Source organism: Paraburkholderia sp. Tr-20389 (assembly GCF_017104565.1).
GTDB lineage: Bacteria > Pseudomonadota > Gammaproteobacteria > Burkholderiales > Burkholderiaceae > Paraburkholderia.
In genome coordinates this window covers 46,205-58,208 of sequence record NZ_JAAGPD010000064.1, presented here as the reverse complement: position 1 = coordinate 58,208, position 12,004 = coordinate 46,205, and the positions used below count along the sequence as shown (strand labels likewise).

Here is a 12,004-nt window from a genome sequence, read left to right as displayed (position 1 = left end):
AAACGACTCCACGCCGATGATAGTGCGGATTGCCCGTGTGAAAGTAGGTAATCGTCAGGCTCCTTACCCAGTCCAAGACCCCGCCCTCAAAAGCGGGGTCTTGGCGTTTGTGGGCGTGAAGTTTATCGGACGCCGTTCGTGACGTTCCGAACAAGGTATTTCTAGCTCTCGGCAAAAAGCGTCCCTTGACGGCATATAAAATCATTCACAGTGCGACGCGTTGTTCAGTTCGCAGCCAGTGACCCCAAAAAAAACTCAAACCACCGGCCGCGCGTCCGAAATCAATGCTTCACTGGGTGATCCGCAACACCTCCGTCACCAGCATGGAGCGCACCGCTAACCCCATCCTGCCGTCCGACCTCACCTAACAGAGCGACATCGCGGGCAATCACCTGCGGCAAATGCGTCCGCAAAAATTCCACCCAGGTCCTCGTCTTCGCGTCGATGAATTTACGCGACGGGTACAGCGCATAAACATTCATCTTTTGCAGCGTGTACTCAGGCAGCACACGCACGAGCGACCCCGTCCGCAATCCGTCGATCGCCGCGTACAGCGGCAACATGCCGATCCCCATGCCTTCTCGGATCGCCACGATCAGCGATTCCGCGATATTGACCTGCACCGGACCGTTCACATTCAGCACTTCGTTGCCGTTAGGGCCCTCGAGCGTCCACTCGCTGGTGGGAAACGCCGGCGTCTTGAGCAGCAGACAGTCGTGATGCAGCAGATCGGCGGGCGTTTTGGGCGCATCGTGAGCATGAATGTACGCAGGAGATGCGCACAGAATGCTGAACGTCGTCCCAAGCAGAAGCGATACGAGATCCGAATTGGGCAATGTCGACGCGCCGACGACCGCCACATCCGCGCTCCCCTCGAACAGATCAGGCAACTGCTGCGAAAGCGTCAGCTCGACGGCCACTTCGGGATACAGCGCGCGATATCGCGAGATCGCAGGCAACACATAGTGCTGTCCGATGCTCGCAAAACTATGCATCCGCAACACGCCCGCTGGACGCTCATGCGCGCCACTGGCTTCTTCTTCCGCATTATCGATATCAGCAAGAATCAGCTGACATCGCTTCAGATATCTCTCACCTGCTGTCGTCAGTGCAAGACGCCGCGTCGACCGATTCAACAGACGGGTCCGCAAATGGGCCTCGAGTTCTGAAACCGCACGTGACATCGCGCCCGTCGTCGTATTGAGCGATTGCGCCGCGCCCGTGAAGCTGCCTGCCTCGACGACGCGCACGAACACCCGCATGTTTTGTAACGTATCCATCAATCCTTCTTGATCGACATCAAACCGTTATTGTCCGCCTGTTGCGGGCCGCCATTGTTGAGTGATCTGGAAGAGACGTTCCCGACGCCTCCCATTAATTCCCGCCACGTCGGCTCCTACAATCGGCGCCTTCAGGATAGGCATGCGCCAGTTCGATCCGCGCATTCCTCCGACAACAACCCCGCGGGGTACTAGTCCATGAAACGCCAGCATGCGATCAAGCAAGTGTCTTCCGATACGTTCGGATGGCACGCTGGCATTCCGCGCGCAATCGCCGATGCCGGAAAGGAATGGGCGACGACCGACGGCCTCATCTGGCTTCACCTCTTCAAAACCGTGACGGCCGCGCTGCTTGCGCTGGGCATCGCGATGCTGCTCGAACTGCAGCAACCGCGCACGGCGATGACCACCGTGTTCGTGTTGATGCAGCCGTTCAGCGGGATGGTGCTCGCGAAGAGCTTCTATCGGATCGTGGGGACGTTCGTCGGCATGCTGGCCGCGCTGTTGCTGGGCGCGCTGTTCGCGCAGCAACCCGAGTTGTACATGCTCGGCATCACCGCGTGGATGGGTGTATGCGTGGCGGCAGCGGTCCGGTATCGGCATTTTCGTTGGTACGGCTTCGTGCTGGCTGGCTACACCGCGGCGCTGATCGGCATTCCGACCGTGATGGAACCGAATGGCCTGTTTCTCGCCGCGTTGACGCGTGCCGCCGAAGTGGCCGTCGGCATCGTCTGTTCGGCTGCCGTCAGCGCGCTGATCGTGCCGCGCCGCTCCAGCCTCGCGCTGCAAAATGCACTGCAATCGAGGCATCTGAATTTTAGTGCCTTTGCCGTGAAAGTGCTGGATGGGGCCGTCGAGCGAGGCGCGTCGGAACGGTATTTCGCCGACCTCGTCGATGAAGTCGTCGGCTTCGAGGCGACGCGCGCTTTCGCAGCGTTCGAAGATCCGGGCATGCGCTCTCGCAGTCAGGTTCTTGCAAGGTTGAATCACGAATTCATGGACGTCTGCGCACGCCTGCATGCGCTGCATCAATTGAGAAAGCGTCTGCGTGGCAACGGCTCGACTCAGGTCGAACAAGCGACGGCGCCATACTTCATAGAGCTATCGCAATTGCTCATCGCGCACAACGAACGTCGCTTTGATTCGTCGGATGCCGCTCGTGTCGCAATCAGACTCAAGACCTTCCAGTCGACACTGCCCGCAAGAATGCGCGCGACGCGTCGCCCGCTGGAATCGGGCGAGCCGCAATGCCTGCCCGATTTCGATACGGCGGGCGAACTGCTGTACCGCTTTGTCGTCGAGTTCATTCGCTATATCGACACTTACGCGTCGCTGGAGACCAATCACAATCCGGCGCGCGAGCGGCCTGCCGTGCGTTACGTGAGCCGGACCAACGCCTTCGTGGTCGCGTGCACGTTCGCACGCACGGCGGCTGTGGTCGGCGCTGTGAGCGCGTTCTGGATCGCGACGAACTGGCCGAGCGGCGGCATGGCCGTGATCGGCGCGGCGCTCACCTGTGCGCTGACGTCAGCGGCGCCGAATCCCGTCAAGCTTGCGTTGCAGATGTCCGTTGGCGCGGCGTGCGCGACGGTCGCCGGTTATCTGTTCACGTGCTACGTGTATCCCGTCATCGACGGCTTTCCGTTGCTTTGCGCGATGCTCGCGCCCGCGCTCGCGGCGGGCACCTTCTTCGCGTCGCGTTCGAAGACAGCGGGCTACGGAGTAGGCTTCACCGTGTTCTTCTGTCTGCTCGCCGCACCCGACAACGTAGTGGTCTATGCGCCCGATCTGCTGATCAACAACGGCATCGCGATCGTCGTCTCGATGCTCGTGACGGCCGTGGGCGCCGCGATCGTTTTCCCCGTTCAGATGCCATGGCTGACCGCGCGGATCGAAGGCGACCTGCGCAGCCAGATCACGCTTGCCTGTACCGCGCCGTTGACGGGTCTCGCGCAGCGTTTTCAGTCGAGCACGCACGATCTCATGCACCAGTTGCGCATGCTGTTACCGAAACGCTCGCGGCGTCATCGTCGAGCGCTCAGGTGGATGCTGGTCACGCTCGAAGTGGGCCACGCCACCATCGACCTGCGCAGCGAAATCGACCGTGCAACCTACGCGCGCGACGTGCACGTCCGTTGGCAGCCGTCTCTCGATCGCGTCACGCACGATCTCGCCGAACTCTTCGAACGCCCGGACAAGGCGCATGCGGACAGAGCGCAGATCTCGGTGCGCGCGGCGATGCGGGTCGTGCAGCAAGTGCTGGATGCGGTCCACACGGATCGCGAAAGACGGCACGACCAGCAACGCATCCTCAGTTGCCTGCATTTCATCCGCACGGCGCTGCTCGACAAAGACGCCCCGTTCGACGCGCGCTAATGCCCGCACGCGCGCCTCGTCGAAGCTCAGAGCACGATTAACACAACAGTCTCTTGCGCCGAACCAGGCGCAAACAGCACACAGGCACATCAGCACCTGAAAGATCTTGCCGTATCCAGGAAGAATGCCTTCCAGCCGGCCCTCTTAATTCCCATCGATCACAGTCATATATTGAAACCACTGCTTACGCAGTCTTTGAAACCACTGGAGAGATTGAAATGAAAGCGCTGAAGTTGGTCCTGATGGCCTGTTCGTTGTCTGCTGCGGCTCTTGCGCATGCGCAGGCGGCGCCGGCGGACGAAAGCGCGCAACAGGTTGCCCAGGCGAACGCGGCTCGCGTCGTTCAACCCGAAGCGCAGCGTCCCGTCGCGAAACCGGCGAAGAAGGCCAATGAGTGTGTCGGTCCCGTGAGCTACTGCACGATGTATTTCGGTAGCTGATCAGAGCGACATTGCGCAGTCATCCTGAGCAATATCAAGGGATAAAGCGGAATCGAGCGACGGCCGCACGACGCACACCGACAATAAGAGGTGCACTGCGGCAGTCGCGAGCGTGACATCGGAGAGACTTTCATTCATGTACGAAGACCGGATTCGTTGTGCCGCATTGCGCGGCAAGATTACATCGGCGGCGCAGGCAGCGCTGCTGATCGACAATGGCATGCGCGTCGGCGCGAGCGGCTTTACGCGCGCGGGCGATGCGAAGGCGGTGCCCGTCGCGCTCGCTGAACGCGCGCGCGCGGAAGGCAAGCCGCTGCGCATCACGCTGATGACGGGCGCCTCGCTCGGCCATGGTGTGGATAGCCTGCTGACGGACGCCGGCGTGCTCGCGCGCCGTCTGCCTTTCCAGGTCGACAACACATTGCGCAAGGCGATCAATCGCGGCGACGTGATGTTCGTCGACCAGCACCTGTCCGAGACGGTCGAAATGCTGCGCGCGGGTCAGCTCGGCAAGCTCGACGTCGCGATCATCGAAGCCGTCGCGATCACGGAAACAGGCGGCATCGTGCCGACCACGTCCGTCGGCAATTCGGCGAGCTTCGCGATTCTCGCAGACAAAGTGATCGTCGAAATCAATCTGGCGCAGCCGCTCGCACTCGAAGGACTGCACGACATCTGGATTCCCGGCCGCCGTCCGCATCGCGAGCCGCTGCCCGTCGTGCGCCCGAGCGACCGCGTCGGTACGACGTCGATCGAGATTCCGCCCGAGAAGATCGCAGCCATCGTCATCACGGACAAGCCCGACAGCCCGTCGACCGCGCTGCCCGCCGACGAAGACACGGCATTGATCGCCGGTCATCTGATCGAGTTCCTGCAGCACGAGGTGTCGAACGGACGCATGCCTTCTCCGTTGCCGCCGTTGCAGGCGGGCATCGGCACCATTGCGAACGCCGTGCTGGCCGGTTTCGCCGACTCGCCGTTCGAACCGTTTTCGATCTACTCCGAAGTCCTTCAGGACTCGACCTTCGATCTGATGGACGCCGGCAAGGTCACGTTCGCGTCGGGCGCGTCGATCACGCTGACGGAGAAGCGTCAGGCGCAGGTGTTCGGCGATCTCGGGCGCTATCGCGACCGGCTCGTGCTGCGTCCGCAGGAAGTCAGCAACCATCCCGAAGTGATTCGCCGCCTCGGCCTGATCGCGCTGAACACGGCGCTCGAGTTCGATATCTACGGCAATGTGAACTCGACGCACGTCGGCGGCACGCACATGATGAACGGCATCGGCGGTTCGGGCGACTTCTCGCGCAATGCGTCGTGCGCGATCTTCGCGACGAAGTCAATCGCGAAAGACGGCGCGATTTCGAGCGTCGTGCCGATGGTGCCGCACGTCGACCATAACGAGCATGACGTCGATGTCGTCGTGACGGAAATCGGCCTCGCGGATCTGCGCGGACTGGCGCCGCGCGAGCGCGCGTCGCTGATCATCGAGCGCTGCGTGCATCCGTTGTATCGCGATCTGCTGCGCGACTACTACCGCGATGCGCTACGCTTCGGCGGCCAGACGCCGCACGTGCTGCGCGAAGCGTTCGCGTGGCATGCGCGCTTCCAGGAAACGGGCTCGATGCTGCCGGAGCACACGCTCATCGCGTAACGCAGCGAACTGACGCGTATCAGGCGCCGCTGCCGACCAGACGCAAACGCGTGATTTCCGACGGCGCGCCCAGACGCTTGGGCGGTCCCCAATACCCGGTGCCGCGGCTCGTATAGACCCACAGGTTATCGAGCCGCGCGAGTCCGGCCACAAAAGGCTGTTGCAGACGCACGGCGAAATTCCAGGGAAAGAACTGGCCGCCATGCGTGTGGCCGGACAGCTGCAATGTGAAGCCCGCATCGGCGGCGGCTTCCGCCGAGCGCGGCTGATGCGCGAGCAGCACCCTGATCAGCACGTCGCCGGGTGCGCCTTCCAGCGCCGCGGCGGGATCGCTCTCGTGCGCGGGATCGAAATGGCCGGCCGAATAATCGGTGACGCCCGCGATCACAGCCTGCGCGCCATCGTGCTCGACGACCACATGCTCGTTGAGCAGTACATGCAGACCGAGCCGCTGGAACTCGGCAATCCAGGCATCGGCGCCCGAATAATATTCGTGATTCCCCGTCACCAGATACGCGCCATGCCGTGCGCTCAGCCGCGACAGCGGACGCGTGTGATCGGCGAGATGCTCGACGCTGCCGTCGACGACATCCCCCGTCACAGCAATCAGATCGGGCTCGAGGCGATTGACGGCATCGACGATCGCATCGACGTAACCGCGCTTGATAGTCGGCCCCACGTGAATATCGCTGATCTGCACGATCGTGAAGCCGTTTAGTTCCTGCGGCAGATCGTCGATCGGCACGTCGATCGACACGACGCGCGCGCGGCGCCGCGCATTGAAGAAACCGATGGCGGTCGACAGCAGCGCGAGCAGCGGCACGGCGATTGCGCTGTCGGTTTGCCAGCGCGCCGGATCCAGCGTTTGCGGCGACAGCGCATGAACGATCAGCACGACGAGCAGGAACAGCTCGCGCGCGAAGGTCAGCACGAGCAACGACGAAAACAGACCCAGCGCGATCAACCCCGCCCATGCGAGCCGATCGCCGAGCGGCTGCCGCTGGATCGAGCGGGCGATCATGCCGACGGGAATCAGCAGCACGGACAGCGCGAGCCACACCGCGCACAACGCTTTCACGGCAGTATCGACGGGGAGTTCGGGAATGATCCGGATGCCGACATATGCATGCAACAGGATGCCGATGACGATGATCCGGATGAAGAACGATAGACGGCGCATAGATGGGAGCGGAGCGCGGATCGCGCGCGGAAGGTGAGTCGCGGAAAGCGCACGCCGGCAGAAGATGAGCGGCGGCCAGTCATTCTACAAGCAGTTCCGCGCGCTTGCCGAAGGCGGGCGCAGAGGGCGTGACGCGGTCTGTGCGCGGCACGTTGCAATGCAACAGGCGGCGTATCGTAAGTTGTTCGTCATGCCGATTAAATGTCTATTAAATGGCTATTGAATTGAGCGACTGAACGGACTATTCTCAAATTGAGCGCAGCTGCCGACGGCACGCGTCGCGTCCTGTTCCCGGCAAGCGCGGGCGCTTGATCACCATACCGGTCTGCGGTTTGGGGGGAGACGAACGATGAAAACGACAAAACTCGCGCATCGCGAGCATCACATCGGCCATGAAGGCAGCCATGTGATGCTGCCTATGGTCGTGCTGTCGCTGATGGCGCTCGGCGTCTACTACGGCGTGCGGACCATCGACTTTTCCGAGTTGGGCCGCACGGCGCTGTTCTATGTGGTGATGGTGTTCGTCGCCCTCGGCGTGGCGGGCCTGTTCGGCGTCGTCGCCGCCTGGCTGCGCTCGCGCGGCGACGAAGCGGAAGAGGGCTTTTGCTTCATCGGCGCGTTGATCGGCGCAATCGTGTTCTACGTCGCGCTGCTGACGAGCTGAGCTTACCCGCGGCGAATGAAAGCGCAAGCTGCGCGGGTGACGCGCAGCCACAGTGCGTTCGATAATATCCGCTGTTTTCCTCCGAAAGAGAGTGTCGCGAGCGCATTCCGTTCGCGACCGCAAGCCGATGTCCGCCGATCTGTTCGACGATGTGCCGACGCCCGACGTCGCGTGGTTCCCCGACTGGCTCACCGCCGATGCCGCCGCGCAACTGCTGGCGCGTGTCGTCGCGGAAGTGTCCTGGCAGCAGGATTCGATGTTCACGCCCGCGGGGAAAGTGCCGCTACCGCGGCTCACTGCGTGGCAAGGCGAGCCCGATGCCGTCTATGTGTACTCGGGCATCCGCAATGTGCCTGCGGCGTGGACGCCCGCCGTCGCGGAACTGAGGGCTGCCGTCGAAGCGACCAGCCACGCGCCGTTCAACAGCGTTCTGCTCAACCGATATCGCAGCGGCGCGGACAGCATGGGCTGGCACGCAGACCGAGAACCCGAACTCGGCAGGGAACCCGTGATAGCGTCGGTGAGCCTCGGTTCGACGCGCCGCTTCGATCTGCAGCACAACAAGACGCGCGTCGTGGAGTCGTATCAGCTGAAGGGTGGCAGCCTGCTCGTGATGCGCGGACGTACGCAGGCCGAATGGCGGCATCGCGTGCCGAAAGAGCCGAACGTGCAGGGCGAACGCGTGAACCTGACGTTCCGCTTCGTGACGCCGCGCTGAAGCGCGCATGAATTTGCTACACGCGCATTAAAAGTTTAAAAAATTTATGCGCATAAGGAATCGGTTTCAAACCGCCGATTCGATGCGTCGCTGGACGGTCGGCGCGAGCCGTTCGAACGGCATCGTGCTCGCCGCGATCGCGGCCGTGTCGGGATACTGCTCGCGAACGATATCGGTGAGCACCTGGCCGGGCGGCGCTTCGACGAACACCGTCGCGCCCATTTCGACCATCACGGTCAGCGCGTCGAACCAGCGAACCGTATAGCGCATGTTGGTGGCGAGATCGTCGCGTACGGCGTCGGCCGTATGGAGCGCGCGGCCGCCGCGATTGCCGATGTAACCGCTCGACGGCGCGCGAAACGGCACGCCGCGCGCGTAGTCGATCAGCGAGTCGGCGGCTGCGGCGAGCAGTGCGCAATGCGACGGCACGCTGACGGCGAGCCGTGTCGCCTTGCGCGCGCCGGCTGCGAGTGCGCGTGCGTTGAACGCATCGAGCGCGGCATCCGAGCCTGCAACGACGATCTGGCGTGGCGCATTCACATTGCCGATGTAGACGCGTTCGTGTGTGGCTTGGGCTTGCGCGTCGGCGAGCCGCTCGACTTCGTGTTCGGTCAGCCCGGCAATCGCGGCAAGGCCGTAGCCCTGCGGGTACGCGTTCTCCATCAGTTCGGCGCGCTTGCGCACCATGCGCAGTGCGTCGGCGAACGCGATCGCGCCACAGCTCACGGCGGCCGCGTATGCGCCGACCGACAGGCCGGCGCTCAGTTCGGGCGTCAATCCTTCTGCAGCGAGTGCGCGCTGCATCGCGACGCCTGCGATCAGCAGGCCTGTCTGCACGGCGACAGTCGACTCGAGCGCGGCGCGCGTGTCGAGCGTGAGCACGTCGACGCCGAGTACGTCGGACGCTTCGGCGAGCGTCGCCTGAATGACGGCGTGTGTGCCGAGGCGTTGCAGGAAGCCTTCGGATTGCGCGCCCTGACCGGGGAAAAGATAAGCGAGCATCACAGACACGCTTGCGCGGAAGCGCGCGCCCAGGGATCGGCGACGAGTTGCGGGCCGCTTGCCTGCCGCGCCATCACGCGGGACTTGCGGGACGCGTATTCGGCGAGCGCGACGCCGCCGGCCGGCGTTTCGAGTTGTGCGTCGATGCGCACACCGGCTTGCGCTGCGTGCGCGTCGAGCCAGGCCTGAATTCGCGAGGCGTCGTCGTGAGTCAAACGATTCGGCATCCGTATCAACAGATCGAGGTCGCTGGTTGAAGTGACGGCCGGTGTGCCTGTCGCGAGTTCGAAGCCGGTGCTTCCGGTTGGACCCCAGGTGAATGAGGCCAGGCATGATGTATCGCGACGCAGCGCATCCAGCGCGACGAAGGCGGGCAACACCGGACGATCCGAACGAAGCGACAGCAACGCTTCGGGCCTGAAAACAGCGTCGATATCCTCGATTCGCGTCCACGTCCCATAACGCTCGTTGCGCGCCGTACCGCGCACGCCGACCGCGACGAAGCCCGCAGCAGCCTGCGCCCGCCGTACGACGACGAACGGCGCGCGCGCGAACGCATCGCGGACCCACGCCGGCTCCTCGTCGAATGCTTCGAGCCGGCGCACGCGCAGAATGTCATGCGCCTGCCAGCGCGGATCGCCGGCGGCAAGCCCATCGACGGGCGCAAACGGCGCGGCGGCGCACACCCGCATCACGCAGCGTCCCACTGTTCGGCGAGCCGCCGCCGCACTTCGATCGACGCAGCACGTGTCTTTTTCGCCGTCTCCGATTCGAGCCGCCGCGACAGTCCGCGTGTCGTATCCGAGCGCGCGCCACGCACGGCTTCGGCGAGCACACCGCGCACGCGTTCGATCTGCGCGTCCGTCGGCGCATCGGCATCGACGTTTTCGATCAACGTGTCGAGCAAGCCGAGCTTCGCGAACGACGCCAGCGTGTACGACATCGGCGTGATCGTTTCGCCGAGCTTGTCGAGTTCATCGACGGTGCGGCGCGTGACGCGCGCGGCTGCTTCCTTGCCCATCGCGTGCACCATCGTGCCGGGCGCGTCGAGCGCGACGATCCGGTTCGCCTGATAGCCGTGCGCGAGAAACGCCCCCGACATCGCCGGACCGACGATCAGCGCAACGACGGGATGCCCGGCGTCGCGCGCGCTCGCATACGCGTCGACGGCGGCGGCGCACGCCAGATGAATGCCGAGCGTTTCTTCGCGATAGCCGTACGCCTGGCTCTTCACGTCGACGATCACGACGATCGGGCGTTTGCGTTCCGACGACGCATCGCGCGCCACCGCTTCACGCACGGCCTGCGCCAGCTTCCAGCCCTGTTCGAGGCCGACGACGTTGTCGCGTGCGCGTGGAAACCGGTTGTCCGCATCGGGCACCACGGAGAAAAAGCTCGCCGTTTCGCCACCGAGCGATGCTTCGCCGGACCAGACGGGCGCGCCCGTCGACGTATCGCCTGCCAGCGCGCTGAACCAGCGCATGCCGCGCGTGCCTGCCGTGCCGTTCATGATTGCTCCTTGCGCGGCGCGGCCGCTTCGTTTGCATTGAATACGCCGCGCATCGTTTCCGGCGTGACGTCGGCGGGATCGATACGCGCGAGCCGCGCCAGATACGCGTCCACCTGTTGCGTGCGGTGCGCGGCCGGCACGCCGCGCGCGAACGCATCGCGCACGGCAGTGCGCACGGCGTGCGCGTCGTCGTCGACGAGCGCGTCGGCAAGTTCTGTCGCCACGCGCTGTTCGCCGCCGATCATCTGCCACACGCGGCGGCGGTCGCTCGCATCGAGTTCTTCGATGCCCGCTTCCTGCTCGATCACTTCGGGGCCGTTCATGCCGAGCCGTCCCTGCTTCGTCGCGATCAGATACGAACACAGCCCGGCCGCGAGCGACATTCCGCCGAAGCACCCGACCATGCCCGCGATCACGCCGACCACGGGCACATGACGCCGCAACGCGACGATGGCCGCCTGCATCTCCGCGATCACGGCCAGCCCGAGATTCGCTTCCTGCAAGCGCACGCCGCCCGTTTCGAACAGCACGACGGGTCGCACGATCTTGCCGCGCTCGCAGTCGCGCAGCGCGAGTTCGAGCGCCGCCGCGATCTTGCTGCCCGACACCTCGCCGATGCTGCCGCCCTGGAACGCCGATTCGATCGCGGCGATCACGGCCGGCTGGCCGTCGATGGTGCCGCGCGCGATCACCGCGCCGTCGTCGGCCTGGCAGACGATGCCCTGCAGCGGCAGCCACGGCGATTCGATGCGGTCGAACGGACCGAGCAGCTCGCGGAACGAGCCTTCGTCGAGCAGCGCGCGGGCGCGCTCGCGTGCCGTCAGTTCGATGAAGCTGTCGCGCAGCGTCGGCGCGTGGTGGCGTGTTGCCGTGCTCATGCGCCTGCTCCCTGGTCTGCCGCTTCGACGGCTTCCGCGAGCCGCAGCGCCACGACGCCGGGCGTCGCGCCGAAGTCGTTGATTTCGATCTGCGCCGCGCCGTCGTAGCGCGTGAAGAAGCGGTCCAGCACGCTCTTCCAGATGTGCCCGTAGCCGTCGACGCTGGTGCGCACGGTCACGGTCGCCTTCATCGCGCCGGCGGGCGCCAGCAGCACTTCGAGGTCGCCGGATCCGACAACGCCCACATGCGCGCGCGTCGTGATCGCGCGTTGCGCCGGATAGTCGAATGTCATCTGTTCCATCAG

Annotated in this window: 11 protein-coding genes and 1 pseudogene; 5 read left to right on the top strand and 7 right to left on the bottom strand. The window is 64.2% G+C overall.

Translation table 11 applies throughout. The features are described 5' to 3' along the window. Nucleotides 1-281 precede the first annotated feature (281 nt). Entirely contained in the window at nucleotides 282-1,280 is a 999-nt protein-coding gene (locus G3N95_RS37010; protein WP_205975031.1) for a LysR family transcriptional regulator, read from the bottom strand. A gap of 198 nt (nucleotides 1,281-1,478) precedes the next feature. Here G3N95_RS37010 and G3N95_RS37005 point away from each other — a divergent pair. The 3 genes and pseudogenes from G3N95_RS37005 to G3N95_RS36995 all read left to right on the top strand — a co-directional run bounded on the left by G3N95_RS37005 (nucleotide 1,479) and on the right by G3N95_RS36995 (nucleotide 5,747). Further along, nucleotides 1,479-3,756 (top strand): annotated as a pseudogene (locus tag G3N95_RS37005) (FUSC family protein). A 118-nt stretch (nucleotides 3,757-3,874) separates the two neighbouring features. Then, nucleotides 3,875-4,096, top strand: coding sequence for a hypothetical protein (locus G3N95_RS37000; protein ID WP_205975029.1), 222 nt, complete (start codon nucleotides 3,875-3,877; stop codon nucleotides 4,094-4,096). Between the two features lie 136 nt (nucleotides 4,097-4,232). Then, entirely contained in the window at nucleotides 4,233-5,747 is a 1,515-nt protein-coding gene (locus G3N95_RS36995; protein ID WP_205975028.1) for an acetyl-CoA hydrolase/transferase family protein, read from the top strand. A 19-nt stretch (nucleotides 5,748-5,766) separates the two neighbouring features. Here the strand turns inward: G3N95_RS36995 and G3N95_RS36990 are convergent, their stop codons facing one another. After that, entirely contained in the window at nucleotides 5,767-6,927 is a 1,161-nt protein-coding gene (locus G3N95_RS36990; RefSeq protein WP_205975027.1) for a metallophosphoesterase, read from the bottom strand. 349 nt (nucleotides 6,928-7,276) lie between these two features. Here G3N95_RS36990 and G3N95_RS36985 point away from each other — a divergent pair, with 349 nt between their 5' ends. After that, complete coding sequence (locus G3N95_RS36985) at nucleotides 7,277-7,591, top strand: hypothetical protein (RefSeq protein WP_205975026.1); 315 nt, start codon at nucleotides 7,277-7,279, stop codon at nucleotides 7,589-7,591. A 127-nt stretch (nucleotides 7,592-7,718) separates the two neighbouring features. Beyond that, nucleotides 7,719-8,309: an alpha-ketoglutarate-dependent dioxygenase AlkB gene (locus tag G3N95_RS36980; protein ID WP_205975025.1), complete on the top strand. Its 591-nt coding sequence runs from the start codon at nucleotides 7,719-7,721 to the stop codon at nucleotides 8,307-8,309. A gap of 66 nt (nucleotides 8,310-8,375) precedes the next feature. On the opposite strand, the gene mdcH is transcribed toward G3N95_RS36980, so the two are convergent. Genes mdcH through G3N95_RS36955 form a run of 5 tightly spaced genes read right to left on the bottom strand, consistent with a single transcriptional unit; the run spans nucleotide 8,376 to nucleotide 12,001 of the window. Beyond that, nucleotides 8,376-9,311 (bottom strand): malonate decarboxylase subunit epsilon, encoded by a 936-nt coding sequence (gene mdcH, locus G3N95_RS36975; RefSeq protein WP_205975024.1) that lies wholly within the window; start codon nucleotides 9,309-9,311, stop codon nucleotides 8,376-8,378. After that, nucleotides 9,311-10,003, bottom strand: coding sequence for a malonate decarboxylase holo-ACP synthase (locus G3N95_RS36970; RefSeq protein WP_205975023.1), 693 nt, complete (start codon nucleotides 10,001-10,003; stop codon nucleotides 9,311-9,313). Before G3N95_RS36970 ends, mdcH begins: the two co-directional genes overlap by 1 nt. After that, entirely contained in the window at nucleotides 10,003-10,821 is an 819-nt protein-coding gene (gene mdcE, locus G3N95_RS36965) for a biotin-independent malonate decarboxylase subunit gamma (RefSeq protein ID WP_205975022.1), read from the bottom strand. Before mdcE ends, G3N95_RS36970 begins: the two co-directional genes overlap by 1 nt. Continuing rightward, nucleotides 10,818-11,699: a biotin-independent malonate decarboxylase subunit beta gene (locus tag G3N95_RS36960; RefSeq protein WP_205975021.1), complete on the bottom strand. Its 882-nt coding sequence runs from the start codon at nucleotides 11,697-11,699 to the stop codon at nucleotides 10,818-10,820. The genes mdcE and G3N95_RS36960 overlap by 4 nt, the downstream gene beginning before the upstream one ends. Further along, nucleotides 11,696-12,001 carry a malonate decarboxylase subunit delta gene (locus G3N95_RS36955; RefSeq protein ID WP_205975020.1) on the bottom strand — a complete coding sequence of 102 codons (306 nt, stop codon included), beginning with the start codon at nucleotides 11,999-12,001 and terminating at the stop codon, nucleotides 11,696-11,698. The genes G3N95_RS36960 and G3N95_RS36955 overlap by 4 nt, the downstream gene beginning before the upstream one ends. Nucleotides 12,002-12,004 lie beyond the last annotated feature (3 nt).